Source organism: Castellaniella ginsengisoli (assembly GCF_040955415.1).
In the GTDB taxonomy this organism is placed as follows: Bacteria; Pseudomonadota; Gammaproteobacteria; order Burkholderiales; family Burkholderiaceae_B; genus Castellaniella; species Castellaniella ginsengisoli.
Window position 1 is genome coordinate 1,070,920 of record NZ_CP158257.1, and the last position, 22,482, is coordinate 1,093,401.

The following is a 22,482-nucleotide window of genomic DNA, read 5'->3' on the forward strand; positions in this document are numbered from 1 at the left end:
AGACAGACACCATGCGTCTGCGCGACAAGACCGCCATCGTCACCGGGGCCGGCTCCGGATTCGGCCGGGGCATCGCCTCGGTCTTCGCCCGCGAGGGCGCCCGGGTGATCGTGGCCGACATCCACGATGCGCACGGCCGCGAAACCGCCGAACAGATCCGGGCGGCCGGCGGACGGGCCGAATTCGCGCATGTCGACGTCGCCGACGCCGCCAGCATGCGCGGGCTGTTGGCGCAGGCCCTGGCGCATTTCGGAGGGCTGGACATCGTGGTCAACAACGCCGGCGCCACGCACCGCAACCGGCCCATGCTCGAAGTCACCGAGGCCGAGTTTGACCGCATCTACGCCATCAACGTCAAAAGCATCTATCTCAGCGCCCAGGCTTTCGTGCCGCACTTCCGCCAGCAAGGCGGCGGCGTGTTCGTGAACATCGCTTCCACGGCCGCCATCCGGCCGCGTCCCGGCCTGACCTGGTACAACGGCACCAAGGGCGCCGTGGTCACCACCAGCCGCTCGATGGCAGCGGAACTGGGCCCCGACCGGATCCGCGTCAATTGCGTCAATCCCGTGGTGGGCGCCACCGGCCTGCTGACGGAATTCATGGGCATGCCGGACACGCCTGAAAACCGCGCGAAGTTCACCGCCGGCATCCCGCTGGGACGATTCTCGACCCCGGACGACGTCGCCCACGCCTGCCTCTACCTGGCCTCGGACGAAGCCTCCTTCATCACCGGCGCCTGCCTGGAGGTCGACGGCGGCCGGTGCGTCTGATCACTCTTCCACATACCAGGTGTCTTCGGACAGCATCACCTGCTGGTGCCCGTAGCCGGCCGGCATCATCGGAAAGCAGTTCTGCAGCGGCACCACCGCCACATCCAGGAAATACGGCCCGTCATGCGCCATGCAGGCATCCAGCGCCGCATCCAGGTCGCGCGGGTGCTCGACGCGCGCCGCGCCCCAGCCGAAGGCGCCCGCCAGCGCCACGAAATCCGGGATCGAAGCGTTGTAGCTGTGGCTGTAGCGGCCCTCGTGGATCAATTCCTGCCATTGGCGCACCATGCCCATGTGGCCGTTGTTGCACAGGATCAGCTTGACCGGCGCGCGGTGCTGGGCGGCCGTGGCCAGTTCCTGGATGTTCATCAGCACGGAGGCATCGCCGCTGACGCAGATCACCGGTTTGTCCGGATGCGCGATCTGCGCGCCGATGGCGGCGGGCAGCCCGTAGCCCATGGTGCCCGCGCCGCCGGAGGTCAGCCAGCGGTTGGGGCGGCCGATGCCGATGTACTGGGCGGCCCACATCTGGTGCTGGCCCACGTCCGTGGCCACGATGGCATCGCGGCCGGCCAGCAGCCGGTCGATGCGCCGCATCAGGTCCTGAGGCAAAATGGCATCGGCCGAGGGCTGGAACTGCAGGCAGTCGCGCGCCTGCCAGACAGCGATGCGCTGCCACCATTCGTCCAGGCGCCCGGCCTCCTGCGGATGCTGACCCAGCTCTTTTTGCAGGGCGCGCAGCAGCGGATAGCAATCACCCACCAGCGCCACATCGGCGCGCACGACCTTGTCGATCGAGGCCGGGTCGATATCCAGGTGAATCTTGTCGGCATGCGGACAGAAATCCGACAGCCGGCCCGTGATGCGGTCGTCGAAGCGCGCGCCCACGCAAATGATCAGATCCGCATGGTGCATCGCCAGATTGGCCTGCAGGGTGCCGTGCATGCCGAGCATGCCCAGGAACTGCGCATCGCCGGCCGGATAGGCACCCAGGCCCATCAACGTCAGCGTGCAGGGCGCCCCGGCCGCCTGCACCAGGCTGCGGAAGGCGTGGCAGGCATCGAGGCCCGAATTGATCAGCCCGCCGCCGCCATAGAACACCGGGCGGCGGGCGCGGGCGATCAGGGCGGCGGCGCGCTTGAGCGCCGCCTCGGTCGCGGGCGCGAGCGGCCCGGCGGCGGCCTCGGGCTCCGGGGCCGCCACGGCATGTCCGGGCGGCACGCGGGCGATCTGCAGATCCTTGGGAAAGTCCAGCAGCACCGGCCCGGGGCGGCCGGCGCGCGTCAGGCGCAGGGCCTTGGCCGCCAGGTCGGCGATGTCCTCGGAACGGCGCACCTGGGCGTTCCATTTGGTGACCGGACGCGAGATGCCGACCGCATCGCATTCCTGGAAGGCGTCGGTGCCGATGGCGCCGGTCGCCACTTGGCCGCTGATGCACAGCACCGGGATCGAATCGCAGAGCGCGTCGAGCAGCCCGGTCGTGGTGTTCGCCATACCTGGGCCGGAGGTGACGAACACCACGCCGGGCCTGCCCGTGGAGCGCGCATAGCCTTCGGCGGCATGCATGGCCGCCTGCTCATGGCGCACCAGAATATGCCGGATGCGCGGCTCGGCATACAGGGCGTCGTACAGCGGCAGCACCGCCCCGCCCGGATAGCCGAACACCGTATCCACCCCAAGCGCGATCAAGGTATCCAGCAGGACCTCGGCCCCGTTGCGGTCGGCGGCGGGGACGGATACGGCGGCATGGGCGGCGGTTGGGGCATTCACGGGCGTTCTACCTGGACAAGGAATGGGCATGCCGCGGCGGGTGGACGTGAGCGAAGCATCCCAAGGATAATGTTTCAGTTTATCCCTTTTCGATTCAGCCCCATGGCTTCCTCCCGCCCGCCCTGGCACGCCGTGCGCGTCTCGGCCCTGCACGGCACAGGCGTATTCGCCGCGCGCGACATCCCCGCCGAAACCCGGATCCTGGACTACGCGGGCCGCCGCCTGTCGGCCGAACAGGCCGACGCCCGCTGGCCGGTCAACCCTGACGACCCCTACCACACCTTCTATTTCGCGCTCAGCAGCGGCCGGGTGATCGACGGCGGCCAACGCGGCAACGACGCCCGCTGGATCAATCACGGCTGCGCGCCCAACTGCGAGGCGCGCGAAAACGAAGCCGGCACCCGCGTGGCGATCTACGCGCTGCGGGACATCCCGGCGGGAGAAGAACTGCTCTACGACTACGGCCTGGTGATCGACGAGCCGCTCACCCGCACGCTCAAACGCCATTACCGCTGCCGCTGCGGCGCATCCGCGTGCCGGGGCACGATGCTGGCCCTGGCGGACGGCACTTGAATCGGGGGATTGCCCGGACTGGCAAGCGGGGCATTTCGCAGTAGGATTCAGTGTCGCCCTACGGCCCGCCACCCGCTGCACACGATCCATGCCCGACGCCCACGCCGCCGACCCTGATGACCAAGACCTGCCCGACACCGCGCCCCCGCCCGATCCCCCGGTGCGCGTCTCCCTGCGATTCGAAGACTGGCTGACCGTGCTGACCCTGGCCGCCCTGGCCTGCATCACCCTGGCCAATGTGATCGTGCGCTACCTCACCGACGAGTCCTTCGCCTGGACCGAGGAAATCTCCATCTTCCTGCTGATCGTGCTCACCTTGAGCGCGAGCTCCTCGGCCTTCGTCCGTCTGCTGCACATCCGCATCGAACTGCTGGCCGACGGCGGCAGTCCCGCGCGGCAGCGGCGTTTCGCCCTCATCGGCGGCACCGTCTCGCTGCTGTTCTTCGCCGGCCTGACGATCCTGCTGGGCCGCATGGCCCTGGACGAATACAACTGGGGCGACACATCCCCGGCGATCGGCGTGCCCACCTGGTGGTATTCCATGTGGCTGCCAGTGCTGTCGGCCGTCATCACCCTGCGCCTGGCCGGCATCCTGCGGCGCGCCTGGGAGCGGACATGATCCCGACCCTGCTGTTCGGCCTGTTCGTCGTCCTGATGGTCATCGGCGTGCCCGTGGGCATCGCTCTGGGGGCGGCGGGCACGCTGGCCATCGCCCTGGCCAACCCGGAAACCCATTGGTTCGGCCTGATGGCGGTCTCGCAGAGCTTCTATGCCGGCCTGGCCAAGTATCCCCTGCTGGCCATTCCCATGTTCGTGCTGGTCGGCTCGATCTTCGACCGCTCCGGGGTCGCCGCCAAGCTGGTGCGCCTGGCCCAGTCCATCACCGGCAACGGCCCCGGCATGCTGGCCGTGGTCGCCATCACCGTCGCCATGTTCCTGGGCGGGATTTCCGGCTCCGGCCCGGCCTGCGCCGCCGCCGTGGGCGCCATCATGATCGGCGCCATGAACCGCGCCGGCTACCCGCGCGCCTACTCGGCCAGCGTCGTGGCGGCGGGCGCCGCCACCGACATCCTGATCCCGCCCTCGATCGCCATGATCGTCTACTCCGTCCTGGTGCCGCAGGCCTCGGTGCCGGCGCTGTTCGCGGCGGGCATGTTTCCGGGCATCCTGGCCGGCATCGGGCTCATCATCCCGGCCGTCTGGCTGGCGCGCCGCCACAAGATGGGGGCGGCCGCCCGCGCCGAACCCAGGCCGCCCTTCTGGCGCAGCCTGTTCGAGGCGATCCCGGGCCTGGCCGCGCCCGTCATCATCCTGGGCGGCATGCGCATGGGCTATTTCACGCCCACCGAGGCCGCCGTGGTCGCTGTGTTCTATGGCCTGCTGATCGGCCTGTTCGTACACCGCACCCTGCGCGTGCGCGACCTGTTCCCCATCCTGCGCGAAGCCGGCGAACTATCCGCCGTCATCCTGCTGATCGTCACGCTGGCCGGGATTTTCGCCTGGTCGCTGTCCACCCTGTCGATCATCGACCCCATCACGAACGCCATCGTGCATTCGGGCCTGGGGCCATACAGCGTGCTGGCGCTGCTGATCCTGCTGCTGATCGTCGCGGGCATGTTCCTGGACGGCATCTCGATCTTTCTGATCTTCGTCCCGCTGATCCTGCCGGTCGCCCAGGCCTTCGGCTGGGATCTGGTTTGGCTGGGCGTACTGCTGACGCTGATGGTCGCCGTGGGCCAGTTCACGCCGCCGGTGGCCGTGAACCTGATGGTTTCCAGCAAGATCGCCCGCATCCCGATGGAAAGCACGGTGCCCTGGGTGCTGTGGCTGGTGGCCGGCATGCTCTGCACGCTGGTGCTGGTGGTGATTTTTCCCCAGATCGCGCTCTGGCTGCCGCATTATCTGGGATACTGATTTCCGTTCGAGCGGGCGGCACGGCCCGCCGGCGCGCCGATGCCCGCTTCGGGCACCCGGCCAGAAACACCCAGGATTTTCCAAAGAGGAGACTGACATGCATTTCAAGCGATTCATCGGCGCCGCCGCCCTGGCCTTCACGGCCCTGGCCGCCACCCTGCCGGCCCAGGCGGCCGACTACAAGTCCGAATACAAGCTGTCCATCGTGGTGGGCACCAACTTCCCCTGGGGCCAGGGGGCGGTGATCTGGTCCGACCTGGTGCGCGAGCGCACCAACGGCCGCATCAACATCAAGGTCTACCCGGGCACCTCTCTGGTCCAGGGCGACCAGACGCGCGAATTCACCGCCATCCGCCAGGGCGTGATCGACATGGCCATCGGCTCGACCATCAACTGGTCCCCGCAGGTCAAGGAACTGAACCTGTTTTCCCTGCCCTTCCTGATGCCCGACTATCCCGCCATCGACGCCCTGACCCAGGGCAAGGTCGGCGCGCAACTGTTCGACATCCTGTCCAAGAAGGGCGTGGTGCCGCTGGCCTGGGGCGAGAACGGCTACCGCCAGTTGTCCAATTCCGCGCGCGAGGTCAAGACGCCCGAGGACGTCAGAGGCATGAAGCTGCGCGTGGTCGGCTCGCCGCTGTACATCGACATCTACACCGCCCTGGGCGCCAACCCGACCCAGATGAGCTGGGCCGACGCCCAGCCCGCACTGGCCAGCGGCGCCGTCGACGGCCAGGAAAACCCGCTGTCCATCTACGCCGGTGCCAAGCTCTATGACGTCGGCCAGAAATACCTCAGCCTGTGGAACTACGTGGCCGATCCGCTGATCTTCGTGGTCAACCAGGATGTCTGGAACTCCTGGACGCCGGCCGATCAGAAAATCGTGCGCGAAGCCGCCATCGAGGCGGGCCGCCAGGAAATCATCATCGCCCGCAAAGGCGTGACCAACACCGACGATTCCCTGCTCAAGGAAATCGAAGGCCACGGCGTGACGGTCACGGTGCTCTCGCCCGAACAGATCGACGCCTTCGCCCAGGTCACCCGGCCGGTGTTCGACAAATGGGCCAAGCAGATCGGCGCCGATCTGGTGAGGCAGGCGCAGGCGGACATCGCCCAGCGCTGAGTCCGGCCGCACGGCGCCGCATGCCGCCTGCGCGTGCGGCGTCCCCCGCGGCACGTCTGCACTGCACCGCAGACGTGCCGCGAGGCGGCGTATGATGCCGGCATGCTTCCGCCTTCCGGCACCCCATGGAAATCACCCTCGACGTCGCCGCCCTGCTGTTTCTTGTCGCATTCCTGGCGGGCATCGTCGACGCCATTGCCGGCGGCGGCGGGCTGATCACCATCCCGGCGCTGCTGGCGGCGGGTCTGCCGCCGGGGGCAGCCATCGCCACCAACAAGATCGGCGGCATCGCCGGATCGGCCGCCGCCACGCTGCACTTCTTGCGCATGCGCCAGATCGACCTGAAGCGCAGCCGCCGGATGATGCTGACCACCTTTCTGGGCGCGCTGGCGGGCGGCTTCGCCCTGACGCGCATCGACAGCGGCGTGCTGCGCCAGGTGATTCCCTTCCTGCTGATCGGTTTCGCGCTGTATTTCCTGCTGTCGCCGCGCGTCGGCGCCGAGGACCGCACCCAGCGCATCACACCGGCCCTGTACGCGGCCACCCTGGCGCCGTTGATCGGCTTCTACGACGGTTTCTTCGGCCCGGGCACAGGCACCTTCCTGGCGATCTCCTGCGTCACGCTGCTGGGCTTCAACCTGGTCAAGGCCACGGCGCACGCCAAGCTGCTGAACCTGTGCAGCAACCTGGCTTCCGTTCTGTTTTTCGCGGCCAGCGGCCACATCGTCTGGGCCTTCGGCCTGCCCATGCTGGCGGGCCAGTGGCTGGGCGGCACTCTGGGCGCGCGCCTGGCCGTCACGCGCGGTCACCGGCTGATCCGCGTGCTGATGGTGTCCATGGCGGTGATCGTGTCGGTGAAAATGCTGCTGGAATAAATCAGCCCGCCTCGCGCAGGCAGCGCAACTCCAGGCTCACATCGCCGCGCGCGCACGACACCCAGGCCGTGCGATCGGTGACATTCACGCTCAAGCTCATGTTGCGCTCGGCCAGCGCCGCCAGGGCGCGCGTGGCTTCGGCATCCAAAATCCAGACCTGCAGATTGACGGCGCGGGCGACTTTGTTCCGCACCCCCGACCACCAGAGGTCCGCGCCGCGCCCATAGGCCAGCACGATCACCTGACCGGCCCGCCCGCACGCCTTCAGCAGGCGGCGCTCGTCGGGCAGGCCGACCTCGATCCACTGCGTGATCGCGCCGGTCAGGTCCAGGTTCCAGAGGTCCGGCTCGTCCGTGTCGCTCAGGCCCCGGGTGAAGGCCAGCCGTTCGTCGGCCTCGGCCCACAGGGCGTAGGCCAGCAGCCGCACCATCAGGCGTTCGTCGGTCTCGGACGGATGCCGGGCGGCGGTGACGGCATGGCTGCCGTAATAGGCGCGGTCGTTGTCCGCGACGTGGAGTTCCGCCTTGTAGACGGTGGCGCGCAGGGCCATGATGTTTTTTTACTTGAAAGCGGTTTCGATGAAGCTGCGCAGTTTACGCGAGTGCAGGCGCTCGCCGGGCATCTCGCGCAGGTGTTCCAGGGCCCGGATGCCGATATGCAAGTGCTGGTTGACCTGGGTGCGGTAGAAGGCGGTGGCCATGCCCGGCAGCTTGAGTTCGCCGTGCAGAGGCTTGTCGGACACGCACAGCAGCGTGCCGTAGGGCACGCGGAAACGGAAGCCGTTGGCCGCGATGGTGGCCGATTCCATGTCCAGGGCGATGGCGCGCGACTGCGACAGGCGCTGCACCGGCTCTTGCTGGTCGCGCAGTTCCCAGTTGCGGTTGTCGATGGTGGCCACGGTGCCGGTGCGCATGATCCGCTTCAGCTCCCAGCCCTCCAGGCCGGACACATCGGCCACGGCCTGCTCCAGGGCGACCTGGACCTCGGCCAGCGGCGGCACCGGCACCCACAGGGGAAGATCGTCGTCCAGCACGTGATCCTCGCGCACATAGCCGTGGGCCAGCACGTAGTCGCCCAGCCGCTGGGTGGTGCGCAGCCCGGCGCAATGGCCCAGCATCAGCCAGGCCGACGGCCGCAGCACCGCGACGTGGTCGGTAATGGTCTTGGCATTGGAAGGGCCCACGCCGATATTGATCAGGGTGATGCCGGTATGCCCCGGCCGCTTGAGATGGAAGGACGGCATCTGCGGCAACGGCAATGGCCCTTCGCGGGGGGCGTCCAGCGTGTCTCGCGTGACGATGCGGTTGCCCGGCTCGACCAGTTCCGTATAGCCGCCCACGCCGGAAGCCAGGGTCTCCCGCGCCCACTGGACGAAACCATCCACGTAGAACTGGTAGTTGGTGAACAGCACGAAGTCCTGGAAATGCACCGGGGACGTGGCCGTATAGTGCTGCAGCCGGTGCAGGGAATAATCGATGCGCGGCGCGGTGAACGGCGCCAGGGGCCGGGCCTGGTTGGCGCGGCCGCTCCAGGTGCCGTTGACGATGGCGTCATCGGTCACGGCCAGGTCGGGCACGTCGAAATGGTCGCGCAGGGTGTGGCCGGGCGTCTCGGAATACTCACCCTCGACGTACTCGCCTTCCGGGAAGGAGAAGTGCAGGGGAATCGGCATGTCCGACTCGCCGATCTCCACCGGCACGCCGTGATTGCGCAGCAGCAGGCGCACCTGCTCGCGCAGGTAGCCCTGGAACAGGCCGGGCTGCGTCACCGTGGTCATGTAGACGCCCGGCTCGACCAGATGGCCGTAGGACAGGCGGCTGTCGATTTCCCGATAGGAACTCACCCGGATGCGGATCGCCGGATAGCAGGCGCGCACCCGCTGGCCGGTCTCCAGACCATTGGCGCAATATTCACGGAAAGCGTCGCGAATGAAGGCGGTGTTGCGCTGGTAGATCTCCAGCAACCGGTCCACCGCCGCATCGGCGTCCTCGTAGCTGGAGAACGGAATCAGTTGCGGCATCCGGGTCGGGCGCGCGATATCGATGAATTTTTCCATGCACCCGATTATGGCAGGTCTTGATGACAGCCGGACACGCCCAGCCGCAGACTGCGCAGCGTGGAGGCCCCTTTTTGCCGCTGGGCCGTCCCAAGGCAAAAAGCACCCCCTTGGGGCAGCAAGCAGCCGCAGGCTGCGCAGCGTGGGGGCCCTTTACCCCTCCTCCCGCCGGTGCACCTCCCGCCCCGCCGCATAGGTCGCGGCGATGGCGCGGTCGTCGCCCAGCATCGCCAAGGCGAACAGCAGCTCCTCCAGCGAGTCGGCCAGGGCGCTGCGGCGCTCGAGCAGCGGCGTCGCCTTGGGGTCCAGGACGATGAAGTCGGCCTCGGCGCCGGGCTCCAGCGTGCCGATCCGGCCGGTCAGGCCCAGATGCTTGGCCGCGCCCTGCGTCGCCTGCCAGAACATGCGCCGCGCCGTCAGGTAATGGCCCGACAGACGCGCCACCTTGTGCGCTTCGTTCATCGTCAGCAGCATGGAAAAAGACGAGCCGCCGCCCACGTCGGTGGCCAGGGCCACCGGCATGCCGAAACTCTTGGCGGCCGCGAAATCGAACAGGCCGCTGCCAAGGAACTGGTTGGACGTGGGGCAGTGGGCGGCGACCGCGCCGGCATCGCGCATCCGGCGGCGGTCGTCGTCGTCCAGCCAGACGCAGTGCCCGTAGACGGAACGGGGCCGCAACAGGCCGTACTGGTCGTAGATGTCCAGGTAGCTGCGATAGCCGGGGAACAGGCTCATGACCCATTTCACCTCGTCGCGGTTCTCGGACACATGCGACTGGATGAAGACGTCCTGGTAACGCTTGGCCAGTTCGCCGCACAAGCCGAGCTGCTCGGGCGTGGAGGTCGGCGCGAAGCGCGGCGTCAGGGCATACATCTGGCGTCCCGTGCCATGCCAGCGCCCGATGAGGTCCTCGCTGTCGCGGGCGCCGGATTCGGCCGTGTCGCGCAGGTATTCGGGGCAGTTGCGATCCATCATGACCTTGCCCGCCACCATGCGCAGATTGCGTGCGTGGCTTTCCTCGAAGAAGGCCTGGGCCGAACCCGGATGCACGGTGCAATACACCAGCGCGGTGGTGGTGCCGCAACGCAACAGTTCATCCAGAAAGAAACGCGCCACGTCGTGGGCGTACTCCGGATTCTCGAAGCGCCGTTCGGTCGGAAAGGTATAGGTTTCCAGCCACGGCAGCAGGCCCGGCGCCGGCGAGGCGATCATGTCCGTCTGCGGATAGTGGATATGGGTGTCGATGAAGCCCGGCGTAATCAGGCGGCCGCGCCAGTCTTTGACCGCCGTGCCGGGCGGCAGCTCTTTGATCAGCCGGTCGTATTCGCCGCATTGCTCGATGCGGCCGTCGCGCACGACCAGCAGGCCGTCACGGATCCATTCGCACGCCTCGTCTTCGGCTTTGGGCGTATCGCGGAAATACAGCAACTGGGCGCGGTAGGCCTGCAGGCCGGAGGCATTCGGCCCGGCGGGCATGGACGGATTCGTGCGTGTCATGGGGTCTCCTGGTTCGAGAGGCGCGGGCCGCGGTCCGCCTCCGGTGCGAGGCCGGGGCCCGGCGTGTTGTATTGGATGGAAATACGGGCTTGCGTCTCAGTGGGCTGCCTCGGCGGCGCGGACCGGCGCGGCCACCTGCCGCGACCGCGCCGCGCGCAGACGCAGTAGCTGGGCGGCGACCGCGACGGCGATCACGGCGGGCTGCTTGCCTTCGATGCCGGGCTCGCCGATCGGACAGACGATGCGCGCCACCCGTTCGGGCGCGATGCCGCGCGCACGGAAGCGGTGCTCGAACTTGCGCCGCTTGGTCTGCGAACCGATCAGGCCGAAATACGCCACGTCGTCACGCCGCAGCAGTTGCTCGCACAGCCGCTGGTCGAGCGCATGATCGTGGGTCATGACCAGGAAGCAGCTATCGGGCGGCGCCTCGTCGATCACGGCCTCGGGCGTGTCGGTCGCCTCGATCATCACGTTCGCGGGCACCGCGTCCGGAAACAGCTCGTCGCGCGCGTCCACCCAGGTCACCCGGCAAGGCAGGGTACCCAGGATGTGCACCAGGGCCTGGCCCACGTGGCCCGCGCCGAAGATCACCACATGCAGCGGATCGGGCCGGACGGTCTCGCGCAGCGTCAGGCAGCCCCGGACAGGATCGGGCCGCAGCAGCCGGTCGGGCTGCGCACTGTGTTCGTGGAAGTCGGCGTCCGTTTCGTCAGGCACCCAGACGCGCACCCACGGCGCGACGCCCGTCTCTCCCAGGCCGACCTCCCGCACACAACCGGCCGGCGACTGCTGCCCGGCGCGCAGAGCTTCCAGCCAGCCGCGATCAGACTCCCGCAGGCGCTCGAACAGCAGGTGCACCATGCCGCCGCAGCACTGGCCCAGCGCCGGCCCCAGGGGCAGGGCTTCGATCCAGCGATCCGCCCCCTCGCCGGCGCTCAGGCGCGCCCGGGCGAACTGGGCGGCCTTCCACTCCAGATGGCCGCCGCCGATGGTCAGCCACTGGTGGCTGGCGGACACGAGCATCTTCGCCCCCGCTTCGCGCGGGGCCGAGCCCTGGATCCAGGCAACCGTGATCAACACGGTCGCCTGACGACGATCCAGGCACCACAGGGCCTGATCGATCCAGCCGTTCATGTCTTCGCGCCTCCTGTCCTTGATGTCCCGGGCGGGCCTAGGCCGCGCCGTGCGCGCGCAGGCCCTCGACCGCCTTGAGGATGGCTTCAGGCGTCGCCGGCGCCCGCAAGTCGGGCGAAGTCCGCCCGTCGCCCGCGGCGGCGACCGCGTCGCAGATGGCATTGAAAACGCTGATGCCGTGCAGCAACGGCGGCTCGCCCACCGCCTTGGAGCGGTGCACGGTGTCCTTCAGGTTCTGCGTCCGGAACAGGCGCACGCGGAAGTCGCGCGGGCAGTCGCTGATGGCCGGGATCTTGTAGGTGGACGGCGCATGCGTCATCAGCCGGCCGTCCTCGCGCCACCAGAGTTCCTCGGTGGTCAGCCAGCCCATGCCCTGGATGTAGCCGCCTTCGACCTGGCCCAGATCGATGGCCGGATTGATCGACGCCCCGACGTCGTGCAGGATGTCGCCGCGCAGCAGCTTCCATTCCCCGGTCAGCGTATCGACCACGACCTCGGACACCGCCGCCCCGAAGGCGAAGTAGTAGAACGGCCGGCCTTGCATGGTGGCCTTGTCCCAGACGATGCCCGGCGTGGCGTAGAAGCCGTCGGACCACAATTGCACGCGGTCCCAATAGGCCTCGTCGGCCAGTTGGCCGAACGGGATGTTGCGGCCGTTGACGTTGACCTGGCGCCAGGCGAAGACCACATCTTCCGGCTTGCCTCCGTACTTGCGGGCCGCGAAATCGGCCAGGCGCGCGCGTAGCTGCAGCGCAGCGTCTTCGGCCGCCTTGCCGTTCAGGTCGGTGCCCGTGGAGGCCGCCGTGGCGGAGGTATTGGCGACCTTGTGGGTATCGGTGGCCGTGACGCGCACGCAGTCCAGGTCCAGCCCCAGGGTATTGGCCACGATCTGGGCGACCTTGGTGTTCAGGCCCTGGCCCATTTCCGTGCCGCCGTGGTTCACCAGCACGGAACCGTCGCGGTAGATGTGCACCAGCGCGCCCGCCTGGTTGAAGGCCGGCACGTTGAAGGAAATGCCGAATTTCACCGGCGTCAGCGCCAGACCTTTTTTCAGGACGGGGCTGGAGGCATTGAACTCGTTGACCGCCTGGCGGCGCGCCCGGTAGTCGGAACTGGCGACCAGCTCGGCGACCAGCGGCTCGATCAGATTGCCCTCGACCACCTGGCCATAGGGCGTGGTGTTGCGCGTCTCGATGCCGTAGAAGTTGGTCTGGCGCACATCCAGCGGATCGCGGCCCAGGTCGCGGGCGATGCGTTCGATCACGACTTCGGTCAGCAAGGCGCCTTGGGGGCCGCCAAAACCGCGGAAGGCCGTATTCGACTGGGTGTGGGTCTTGCCGCACATGGCGCGCACATCGGACGCCGGGATGTAATAGGCATTGTCGAAGTGGCAGACGGCGCGGCTGGCGACCGCCTCGGACAGGTCGGCGGAAAAGCCGGAATGCAGCGTCATGTCCAGGCGCATGCCCAGGATCCGGCCTTCGTCGTCGTAGCCGACTTCGTAATCGTAATGAAAGCCGTGGCGCTTGCCGGTGATCATCATGTCGTCGTCGCGATCGACCCGCAGCTTGACCGGCCGCTGCAGACGGTGCGCGGCCACCGAGGCCAGGCAGGCGAAGATCGCCGACTGGGACTCTTTGCCGCCGAAACCGCCGCCCATGCGCCGGCATTCGATCTGGACCTGGTGGGCGTGCCAGCCCAGCGCGTGGCCGACCACGGCCTGCATTTCCGTCGGGTGCTGCGTGGAGCACCAGACCAGCATGCCGTCCTTTTCGCGCGGGATCGCGTAGGCGATCTGGCCCTCCAGGTAGAACTGCTCCTGGCCGCCGCAGTCGAACGTGCCCTTGAGGCGGCGCGGCGCCGCGGCCAGCGCGGCCTGGACGTCTCCCTGGACCATGCGCATGTCGGGCAAGGTGCGGGAATCCGCCTGCTTGGCCTGCACCGGTGTCAGCAAGTGGGGCAGATCTTCGTAGTCGATCTGGCCCAGGCGCGCGGCGCGGCGGGCCTCGTCCACCGAACGCGCCACCACCATGAACATCGGCTGGCCGACGTACTGGACCCGTTCTTCGGCCAGCAGGGGATCGTCGTGGACCACCGGGCCGCAGTTGTTCTCGCCGGGAATGTCGCGGGCCGTCAGCACGGCGATCACGCCGGGGGCGCGGCGCACGGCGTCCAGATCCATGCCGCGCACGCGGGCATGCGCCTTGGCCGACTGGCCCAGCGCGGCATAGACGGTGCCGCGCAATTCGGGGATGTCGTCGGTATAAACAGCTTCGCCGGTGACGTGCAGCACGGCGGATTCGTGCGGACTGGCGGCGCCGGCGGCCGGCTCGCCCTCGACGGGGCGGGGGATGCGGTCGTTGGCGACGGCCAGCCGGTCCAGTTCGGCCGGTACGTTGATGCGCATGTTCATGACGGCCTCCTCAAGCGATGTCGGCCAGGACGGCCGTACTGACCTGATGCGTCGCCAGCGGCGCCCCAGGGGCGGTTTCCAGGTAAAAGCGATACAGCAGGTTGCGCGAGGCCAACCGCCGGTATTCGCTGCTGGCGCGCATGTCGGTCAGGGGCTTGAAGTCCTGGTCCAGGGCGTCCATCGCGGCGCGGATGCGCGCCTCGTCCCAGGGCTGGCCCTGCAGAACGGCTTCTGCGGCGCGTGCCCGGCTGGGCGTGGCCGCGACCCCGCCGAAACCGGTGCGCACGGAGCGCGCCACGCCGGACTCGTCCAGAACCACGGCAAAGGCGGCGCACACGGCCGAGATATCCTGATCGAACCGCTTGGACAATTTGTAATGGCGGAACTGGCGGCCTTCGACCCGCACCGGCACGCGCAGCCCCTGCACGAACTCACCGGATTCGGAGGCGTTCTTCTGGTAGCCCAGGTAGTAGTCCTCGAGCGGCATCTCGCGCACCCGGTCGCCCCGGCGCAGGATGATGCTCGAACCCAGAGCGATCAGGCCCGGCATGGAGTCGCCGATCGGAGATCCGTTGGCCACATTGCCGCCCAAGGTGCCCGCATTGCGGATCGGGAAGGACGCGAAGCGCTGGCGCATCTCGGCCAGTTCGGGAAGGTGCCCGACCAGGGTGTCGAAGGCATCGTTCAGCAGTGCGCCCGCGCCGATGAGCAAGTCGTCGCCTTCCAGATGGATGTCGCGCAGTTCGGCCACCTGGCCGATGTAGATCAGGTGCGGCAGATCACGGAACTGCTTGGTCACCCACAGGCCCACGTCGGTGCTGCCCGCCAGGATGCGGGCGTCCGGGTAGTCCATGCGCAGTTGCGCCAGTTGGTCGAGGGTGCGCGGCGCATGGAAGGTATGGCCGTCATGCGTATAAGTGAACACGCCGTCGCGCTGCAGCGCCGCCAGGATGCCGGCCAGGGCCGCCCGGTCGAAGGACGCGGCCGGATAGCCGAACATTTCGCCGGCGGCGCGCACGATGGGCTGATAGCCGGTGCAGCGGCACAGATTGCCCGACAGCACGTCGTCGATTTCGGTCCGCGTGGGCGCCGGATCCTGAGGGTCATGCGCCAGGTACATGCCCCACAGGGACATGACGAAGCCCGGCGTGCAGAAGCCGCACTGGGAGCCGTGGCAATCGACCATGGCCTGCTGCACAGGATGCAGCGTGCCGTCTTCCTGGCGCAGGTCTTCGACCGTGTACAGCGCCTTGCCATCGAGCGTGGGCAGGAACTGGATGCAGGCGTTCACCGCCCGCATGGCCACGCCGCCCTGGCCGTCGGGCTCGGCCACCATGACGGTACAGGCGCCGCAATCGCCCTCGGCGCAGCCTTCCTTGGTGCCCATGCAGCCCAGATCCTCGCGCAGGTACTGCAGCACGGTGCGGGTCGTGGGCTGACCGGAAACTTCGTGGGTCTGGCCACGATAGTGAAAACGAATGACATCGGTCTCCATCGCATCCCTCTTTTCATTGAACAGGTATTGCGTCCACGATATCACCGCGCAACCGCCCCAGCCATTCGCCCGGGATGATGGGGACTATCATGCCGGCATCCGGTGGACGGGCGGGGCGCGCCCGTGAATAATAGGCTGATGCAACGAACTCGCGAACCTCTGGACACGCATCTGCTGCGCATCCTGCAGATCCTGCTGACCGAACGCAGCGTCTCGCGCGCCGCCATCAAGCTGGGGCTGTCGCAGCCGGCCCTGAGCAATTCCCTGCGCCGACTGCGCGACATCACCGGCGACCCGATCCTGGTGCGCGGCAAGACCGGCATGGTGCCCACCGGCCGCGGCCTGGAATTGCTGGCCCATGCCAACGACGCCCTGAGCGCGATCGAACGCATCACCCAGCCGCCGGAGGCTTTCGATCCGGCCCGGTCCACGCGCGAATTCCACCTGGGGGCGCCGGACTACCTGGATGCCATGTTCCTGCCGAACATCGCCGAGATCCTGCGCCGCGAGGCGCCGCACGCCAAGTTCATCGTACATCCGATCAATGCCGACTACGACTACGCAGGCGGCCTGGAGGACGGCGGCCTGGACGTCGTCATCGGCAACTGGCTCGAACCGCCGCCGCAGATGCACATGGCGCGCCTGTTCGACGACGAAGTCGTCTGCATGATCGGCAGCCAGAATCCGGCCGCCCATCGCGAACTCACGCTCAAGCACTATCTCGAGCTGCCGCATCTGGCGCCCTTTCCACACGTCACCGAACGCCAGAGCTTCATCGACGGCCACCTGGCCTCGCAAGGCCTGCGGCGCAACATCCAGATGACGATTCCTTATTTCGGCCAAGTGGCCGGCATGCTGCTGCGCACCGACCTGATCTTCACCACCGGCCGGCAATTCGCCCAGCATTACGCGCGCTATCTGCCCATCTCCATTCTGCCTTCGCCCCTGCCTTTTCCCCCCATGCGCTTCTACCTGCTGTGGCACCGTCGCTGCCACGGCGCCGCGGAAGTCGTCTGGCTGCGCCAGTGCATCGCCAAGGTCGCCGCCATGCTGCAGGCCAGCCTGGACGACGGCCGCCAGAGCGCGTCCACACCGCATTCAGACAAACCCTGATGCCGCGGGAACGCACGTAGACGACATCATCCGGGCTTGATAATCGTCATCAGGCCGACGCGCACACAGCGCGAAATCACGTCCCTAGAATGGTTTCAGGACCTGTCCGCATGGATCGACCCCCTCGATCCGCGCGAACAGGCCCTCCCTCAAGCGTCCGCGACACAAGAAGGCGCCAACCATTCAGGAGACACCGCTCATGAGAGAGCAGGAACATGCTTTGCCGGCGGGACTTGGCGCCTCCGCGCCCCCCGCATCCCCCACGCACTGGCTCGAACGGCACTTCCAGTTGTCGGCGCGCGGCACCAACGCGCGTCAGGAAACACTGGCCGGGCTGACGACCTTCCTGGCGATGGTCTATTCCGTCTTCGTCGTCCCCGCAATGCTGGGCAAGGCGGGCTTCGACACCTCGTCGGTCTTCATCGCCGTCTGTCTGACCAGCGCCTTCGGCTCGCTGCTGATGGGCTTGTGGGCCAACCTGCCGATCGCCGTCGGCTGCGCGATCTCGCTGACGGCCTTCACCGCCTTCGATCTGGTCCTGGGCCAGGGCCTGTCGCCCGCCGTCGCCCTGGGCGCGATCTTCCTGATGGGCGTGATCTTCACGGGGATTTCCGCCACCGGCGTACGCAGTTGGATCCTGCGCAACCTGCCGGCCGGCATCGCGCACGGCACCGGCATCGGCATCGGCCTGTTCCTGCTGCTGATCGCCGCCAATGAAGTCGGCCTGGTGGTGAAGAACCCCGGCCCGGGCCTGCCGGTGGCGCTGGGCGCCATCAATGCCATGCCGGCCCTGCTGTCGGTCGTGGGTCTGGCCGCCATCTTCGGCCTGGAGCGTCGGCGCGTACCCGGAGGGATCCTGCTGGTGATCCTGGTGCTGTCGGCCATCGGCCTGATCTGGGATCCCGCCGTGACCTTCAATGGCCTGTTCGCCCTGCCGTCGTTCGGCGGCGAGCACTCGCTGATCGGCGCGATGGACATCGGCGGCGCGCTCAATGCGCTGGTCATCCCCAGCGTCCTCGCCCTGGTCATGACCGCCGTGTTCGACGCCACCGGCACCATCCGCGCCGTGGCCGGCCAGGCCGGCCAGCTCGACGAAAACGGCCAGATCATCAACGGCGGCCGCGCCCTGACGGCGGATTCCGTAAGTTCCATCGTGTCGGCCGGCCTGGGCGGCGCCCCGGCGGCGGCCTACATCGAATCGGCGGCCGGCACGGCGGCCGGCGGCAAGACCGGCCTGACCGCCACCATCGTCGGCCTGGGGTTCCTGGCGCTGATCTTCCTGTCGCCGCTGGCGACCCTGGTGCCGGCCTACGCCACCGCCCCGGCCCTGATGTACGTGGGCCTGCTGATGCTGGGCGGCGTACGCAAGCTGCACCTGGACGACACGGTCGACACCATGGCCGGCATGGTGTGCGCGGTGTTCATCGTGCTGACCTGCAACATCGTCACCGGCATCATGCTGGGCTTCTGCACCCTGGTGATCGGCCGCGTGTTCGCGGGCGAATGGCGCAAGCTGAACATCGGCACCCTGGCCATCGCCATCGCGCTGGCCGTGTTCTACCTGGGCGGCTGGGCCATCTAGCAGCCCCCCACCTCGCCGCTTGCAAGCGGCTCCGATTCGGCAGGCATAGGACAGTCCGCAGTGGACTGTCCTATGTCCGGCCGAATCCCCTGCCGCAGTCGCCGAGCAGGTGCCGCAGCCATTGATGGGAGGGCGCATGGTGATTGCGTGCATGCCACAACTGATAGAACCGCATCGTCGGAAACTCGATCGGCGACTCCAGGATCGCCAGCGGCAGCAGTTCCGTGTAGTAGCGGGCGAAATGCCGCGTGGTGGTGAACACCAGGTCCGTGCCCGGCAGCAGGTAGGGGGCCAGCATGAAGGACTGGGCTTCGACGCATTCCACGCGCTGGATGCGCAGCGAGGTCAGCACCGTGTCGATCATGCCGCGCTGCGTGATGGAATAGGGGGTCGGCACCACGTGCGGCGCGCGCCGATAGTCTTCCAGCGTCATGCCGCGCCGCGCCAGCGGGTGGTCGGCCGCCACCATGCATACGATCTCGTCTTCGAGCAGCACCGACAGGTGCATGCGATCGGGCGGTTCGGGCCAGTTGCCGATCACCACGTCCAGTTCGCCTTCGGCCAACGAATGCTCGAAATCGAAATCGGGGCCCAGGGAATGCAGCACCAGGCGGGCATGCGGCGCCTCGCGGCGAAAGCGCGTCACCACCGCCGCTGCGAAGGCCGGCGCAAGATAATCGGGCGACCCGATCCGAAAGACCTGGCGGCTGCTGTCGGGGTCGAAGGCCCCGCCCGCCTCCAGCATGGCGTCGATCGAGGCCAGCGCCGTGCGCGCGTGCTCCAGGATGGCCAACGCCCGGTCGGTCGGCACCATGCCGCCTTTCTCACGCACCAGCAGCGGATCCTGCAGGACCTGGCGCAGGTTCTTCAGCGCCACGCTGATGGCGGGCTGGGACTGGTTCAGCTTCAGGGCCGTGCGCGATACGCTGCGCTCGGCCATGAGGATGCTGAAGACCTTCAGCAGATACGTATCCAGCGTCTCGCTACCGCGTCGAGTCGACATCTTGGGGTTCTCCGTTCGTGCGGGGACGCGGGCCTTCGGGCAACCGTCCGTCCCCAGGAATGCGGCACAGCATATACCACTTATACCGCGTCGCGCCCTTCATTTGGCGCGCGATACACCGTAGACTTTCCATCATGATGCACTCATCCCACCCAGCCATGACCTTGCACGAACTGTCCTCTCTGCCCCAAGCCGAGTTTTCCCGGGAACTCGGGGCGATCTTCGAACACTCCCCCTGGATCCCGGCTCGCGCCTGGGCCGCCCGGCCCTTCGCCGATGTGGACGCGCTGCACCAGGCCATGATGCGCGTGGTGCACGAGGCGGATCCGGCCGAACAGCTCGCCCTCATCACGGCCCACCCGGAACTCGCCGGCAAGGAGGCCGCCGAGGGCACCCTGACCAGCGACTCGACCAGCGAGCAGCGCGGCGCCGGACTGGACCAATGCAGCGCCGAAGAGCTGCAGCGCCTGCGCGGCCTGAACGCCGCCTATCGCGAGCGGTTCGGCTTTCCCTTCGTGATCGCCGTCAAGGGGCGCAGCCGCTACCAGATCATGGACGCCATCGAACAACGGCTGCACAATGAAAGAGACGCCGAATTCGCCACGTGCCTGGACCAGATCGGGCAGATCGCGCGCTTCCGCCTCGACGCCCGTTTCGCCGCCTGAGCCGCCTCACCGGAGCCGCCGGCCGGCCCCGCACCCGGCACCGCCCGACCCCGGCGTCGCGCCGGGCTTTCCACGGAGCTTCCCCATGACCACCACGATCACCTCCCTGACCATCGAGCCCCTCACACGGGAAGCCTTCGCGCCGTTCGGCGACGTCATCCAGGCGGACGACGCGGCCCGGCATTTCACCATCAACGAAGGCAACACCGAGCGCTACCACGACCTGGCGCATATCGATCCGGGCGAAGACGGCCGCGCCATCGTCTCGATCTTCCGCGGCCTGCCGCGCACGCTGCCGTTCACCATCACCATGATGGAGCGCCACCCCAAGGCCAGCCAGGCCTTCATTCCGCTATCCGGCCGCCCCTATCTCGTGGTGGTTGCGCAGCCCGCCTCCCGGCCTTCGGTCGATGACCTGCGCGTGTTCCTGTGCCGGGGAGACCAGGGGGTGAATTACGCGCGCGGCGTCTGGCACCATCCGCTGCTGGGCCTGGAAGCCGTTTCCGATTTTCTGATCATCGACCGCGCCGGCCCGGGCGAGAACTGCGACATCGTTCAAATGGACGCACCCAGCATCATCCCCGCGCTGGGCTGAACCCGGCCCGACCGGGCGCGGACGGATCCGGCCGCGCCCGGGAACGCCAGCCGCTATTTCCGCCCGCCCATCGGCCGCAGGCTGATCACCGCCAGGGCCACGCCGATCAGGATCATCCCCGCGAGCTCCAGCCCGCCGGGCACTTCGCCCAGCTCCAGCCAGCCGGCCAGCACACCGACCACCGGCACGCCCAGCGACGACAGCCCCGCCATGCCGGCCGACAGGTGCTGCAATGCGAACAGCCACAGGAACCAGGCCAGGGCCGTCGCCAGCAAGGCGTTATAAGCCAGCGCCCCGTAGAAGTAGGACACCGGCTCGATCGGCCGTTCGGGCACCACCCAGGCGGCCAGGCACAAGGCGAGGGCCCCGAACAGCATCTGCCATGCCGTCAGCGGCAACGCATCCATCGGATAGTCGCGCTTGATCCATTTCGCCACCAACGTCGCCAACGCCCAGCACAGGCCGGCGGCAAGCGCCAACGCCTCGCTGGCAATGCCGGCATGCCGGTGCCAGGGTTCCAGGATCAGCAGCAGGCCGGCCGCCGCCAGCGCCAGGGCCAGCCACTGCAGCCCGCGGATCCTCTCGCCGAAGGCCGCCCAGGCCAGCGGGATGACCCAGAACGGCATCGTGTACACCAGGATCGAAGTCTTGCCCGCACCGCCTTGCAGCAGCGCGATCTGGATCAAGGCCGAGAACACCCCGGTCTGCAGCACGCCCAGCAGCACCACGCGGGGCCAGGCCCGGATGAGCATGGGGCGCCGCAACGCTTTGAGCACCACCAGCAGCGCCGCCGCGCCCAGCAGCGTGCGCAATGCGGAAAAGTCGAAAGGCCCGACATGCGCCAGCACCTTCTTCATGACGACCCAGTTGTAGCCCCAGACCAGCGCCATGCCGGCCAGCGCCATCAGCGCGAGCCGCTCATTGCGGCGATTTCCGGCGCCTTGCGGCGGATTTTCTTCAGTGTTCAAGATGCGTTCAGTCCTTCCCAGTAGCCGGGTTCATGATAATGGTTTCTCAGATCGTCGATGAAATAGCGCACCTTGGCGGGCAGATAGCGCTGTTGCGGATAGACGGCCTGGATGTCGTAGGCGGGCAGGGCGAACTCGTCGAGCACCGTCACCAGTTCGCCGCGCTTGAGCTCGCGCTGGATTTCCCAGGTGGACCGCCAGCCGATGCCCAACCCCTGGCGCACCCAGCGGTACAGCAACTCGCCGTCATTGCAGGCCAGGTCGCCGCGCACCCGCACGGCAAACGGCTTGCCGTCGCGCACGAAGGTCCAGCCGCGATGCTGCCCCCCCTGCAGATTGAAGGCCAGGCAATTGTGCCGCGCCAGATCCTCGGGCACGCGCGGCACGCCGTACGACTCGAAATAGGCCGGCGTGCCGCACACCACGCGGCGGTTCGGATACAGGCGCACCGCCACGTAGTTCGGATCGGTGACCTCGCCGATGCGGATCGCCATGTCGTAGCCCTCGCGCACCAGATCCACCACACTGTCGGTGAAATTGAAGGACAGGGCCAGGTCCGGATAACGCTCGCGAAACGCCAGCGCGTGCGGCGCGACATGCAGCCGCCCGAACGAGGCCGGCGCCGACACCACCAGGTGGCCGGTCAGCGAACGGCGCCGGGACATGATGCTGGCATCGGCGGCGTCGAAATCCTGGATCAATTGCTGGCAATGCTCCAGATAGCGTTCGCCCAGGTCGGTCAACACCAGGCCGCGCGTCGACCGGTGCATCAGTTGCACGCCCAGGCGCTTTTCCAGCGCCGTCAGGCGCCGCCCCATGACGACCGGCGTCACGCCCTCGACCAGCGCGGCGGCGGCGAAGCTGCCTTGATCGGCAATCAATACAAAACTGCGTATCTCGGTGTAACGACTCAAGGCACTCCTCCGCAGACTGAAA

At 67.8% G+C, this 22,482-nt stretch carries 20 protein-coding genes; 10 read left to right on the forward strand and 10 right to left on the reverse strand.

Annotation, left to right across the window (positions count from 1 at the left end; genetic code table 11):
• Positions 1-11: 11 nt before the first annotated feature.
• Positions 12-770: an SDR family oxidoreductase gene (locus ABRZ00_RS04980; protein ID WP_343837504.1), complete on the forward strand. Its 759-nt coding sequence runs from the start codon at positions 12-14 to the stop codon at positions 768-770.
• On the opposite strand, the gene ilvB is transcribed toward ABRZ00_RS04980, so the two are convergent.
• Entirely contained in the window at positions 771-2,540 is a 1,770-nt protein-coding gene (gene ilvB / locus ABRZ00_RS04985; protein ID WP_368642745.1) for a biosynthetic-type acetolactate synthase large subunit, read from the reverse strand.
• Between the two features lie 102 nt (positions 2,541-2,642).
• On the opposite strand from ilvB, the gene ABRZ00_RS04990 reads away from it, so the two are divergent.
• The 5 genes from ABRZ00_RS04990 to ABRZ00_RS05010 all read left to right on the forward strand — a co-directional run bounded on the left by ABRZ00_RS04990 (position 2,643) and on the right by ABRZ00_RS05010 (position 7,025).
• Positions 2,643-3,113 (forward strand): SET domain-containing protein-lysine N-methyltransferase, encoded by a 471-nt coding sequence (locus ABRZ00_RS04990; RefSeq protein WP_343837500.1) that lies wholly within the window; start codon positions 2,643-2,645, stop codon positions 3,111-3,113.
• Positions 3,114-3,201: 88 nt separating this feature from the next.
• Positions 3,202-3,732, forward strand: a complete 531-nt coding sequence (locus ABRZ00_RS04995) for a TRAP transporter small permease (protein WP_368642744.1) — start codon at positions 3,202-3,204, stop codon at positions 3,730-3,732.
• On the forward strand, positions 3,729-5,027 hold the full coding sequence (locus tag ABRZ00_RS05000) for a TRAP transporter large permease (RefSeq protein ID WP_368642743.1): 1,299 nt from the start codon (positions 3,729-3,731) through the stop codon (positions 5,025-5,027). Before ABRZ00_RS04995 ends, ABRZ00_RS05000 begins: the two co-directional genes overlap by 4 nt.
• Positions 5,028-5,124: 97 nt before the next feature.
• Positions 5,125-6,150, forward strand: a complete 1,026-nt coding sequence (locus ABRZ00_RS05005; protein WP_368642742.1) for a DctP family TRAP transporter solute-binding subunit — start codon at positions 5,125-5,127, stop codon at positions 6,148-6,150.
• Between the two features lie 125 nt (positions 6,151-6,275).
• Positions 6,276-7,025, forward strand: a complete 750-nt coding sequence (locus ABRZ00_RS05010) for a TSUP family transporter (protein WP_343837491.1) — start codon at positions 6,276-6,278, stop codon at positions 7,023-7,025.
• 1 nt (position 7,026) lies between these two features.
• Here ABRZ00_RS05010 and ABRZ00_RS05015 read toward each other — a convergent pair whose 3' ends face one another.
• The 6 genes from ABRZ00_RS05015 to xdhA form a co-directional block, all read right to left on the reverse strand.
• Positions 7,027-7,575: a YaeQ family protein gene (locus tag ABRZ00_RS05015; protein ID WP_368642741.1), complete on the reverse strand. Its 549-nt coding sequence runs from the start codon at positions 7,573-7,575 to the stop codon at positions 7,027-7,029.
• A 9-nt stretch (positions 7,576-7,584) separates the two neighbouring features.
• Positions 7,585-9,081 carry an AMP nucleosidase gene (locus ABRZ00_RS05020; protein ID WP_343837486.1) on the reverse strand — a complete coding sequence of 499 codons (1,497 nt, stop codon included), beginning with the start codon at positions 9,079-9,081 and terminating at the stop codon, positions 7,585-7,587.
• A 153-nt stretch (positions 9,082-9,234) separates the two neighbouring features.
• Complete coding sequence (gene guaD, locus ABRZ00_RS05025) at positions 9,235-10,578, reverse strand: guanine deaminase (RefSeq protein WP_368639953.1); 1,344 nt, start codon at positions 10,576-10,578, stop codon at positions 9,235-9,237.
• A 96-nt stretch (positions 10,579-10,674) separates the two neighbouring features.
• Entirely contained in the window at positions 10,675-11,712 is a 1,038-nt protein-coding gene (gene xdhC, locus ABRZ00_RS05030; protein ID WP_368639952.1) for a xanthine dehydrogenase accessory protein XdhC, read from the reverse strand.
• 37 nt (positions 11,713-11,749) lie between these two features.
• Positions 11,750-14,125, reverse strand: coding sequence for a xanthine dehydrogenase molybdopterin binding subunit (gene xdhB / locus ABRZ00_RS05035; protein ID WP_368642740.1), 2,376 nt, complete (start codon positions 14,123-14,125; stop codon positions 11,750-11,752).
• Between the two features lie 10 nt (positions 14,126-14,135).
• Positions 14,136-15,620, reverse strand: a complete 1,485-nt coding sequence (xdhA, locus tag ABRZ00_RS05040; RefSeq protein ID WP_343837478.1) for a xanthine dehydrogenase small subunit — start codon at positions 15,618-15,620, stop codon at positions 14,136-14,138.
• 138 nt (positions 15,621-15,758) lie between these two features.
• Here xdhA and ABRZ00_RS05045 point away from each other — a divergent pair, with 138 nt between their 5' ends.
• Positions 15,759-16,733, forward strand: coding sequence for a LysR family transcriptional regulator (locus tag ABRZ00_RS05045; RefSeq protein ID WP_368639949.1), 975 nt, complete (start codon positions 15,759-15,761; stop codon positions 16,731-16,733).
• Positions 16,734-16,932: 199 nt separating this feature from the next.
• On the forward strand, positions 16,933-18,315 hold the full coding sequence (locus tag ABRZ00_RS05050; protein ID WP_368647854.1) for an NCS2 family permease: 1,383 nt from the start codon (positions 16,933-16,935) through the stop codon (positions 18,313-18,315).
• Between the two features lie 70 nt (positions 18,316-18,385).
• Here the strand turns inward: ABRZ00_RS05050 and ABRZ00_RS05055 are convergent, their stop codons facing one another.
• Positions 18,386-19,318, reverse strand: coding sequence for a LysR substrate-binding domain-containing protein (locus tag ABRZ00_RS05055; protein ID WP_368647855.1), 933 nt, complete (start codon positions 19,316-19,318; stop codon positions 18,386-18,388).
• Between the two features lie 137 nt (positions 19,319-19,455).
• Between ABRZ00_RS05055 and uraD the strand changes: the two genes are divergently transcribed.
• A complete protein-coding gene (uraD, locus tag ABRZ00_RS05060) occupies positions 19,456-19,983 on the forward strand; it encodes a 2-oxo-4-hydroxy-4-carboxy-5-ureidoimidazoline decarboxylase (RefSeq protein WP_368642780.1) in 528 nt (175 codons plus the stop codon).
• Positions 19,984-20,068: 85 nt separating this feature from the next.
• Positions 20,069-20,578, forward strand: coding sequence for an ureidoglycolate lyase (locus ABRZ00_RS05065; RefSeq protein WP_368642739.1), 510 nt, complete (start codon positions 20,069-20,071; stop codon positions 20,576-20,578).
• A 53-nt stretch (positions 20,579-20,631) separates the two neighbouring features.
• On the opposite strand, the gene ABRZ00_RS05070 is transcribed toward ABRZ00_RS05065, so the two are convergent.
• Positions 20,632-21,546, reverse strand: coding sequence for a DMT family transporter (locus tag ABRZ00_RS05070; RefSeq protein ID WP_368642738.1), 915 nt, complete (start codon positions 21,544-21,546; stop codon positions 20,632-20,634).
• Complete coding sequence (locus ABRZ00_RS05075; RefSeq protein ID WP_320348041.1) at positions 21,543-22,460, reverse strand: LysR family transcriptional regulator; 918 nt, start codon at positions 22,458-22,460, stop codon at positions 21,543-21,545. The genes ABRZ00_RS05070 and ABRZ00_RS05075 overlap by 4 nt, the downstream gene beginning before the upstream one ends.
• Positions 22,461-22,482: the final 22 nt, after the last annotated feature.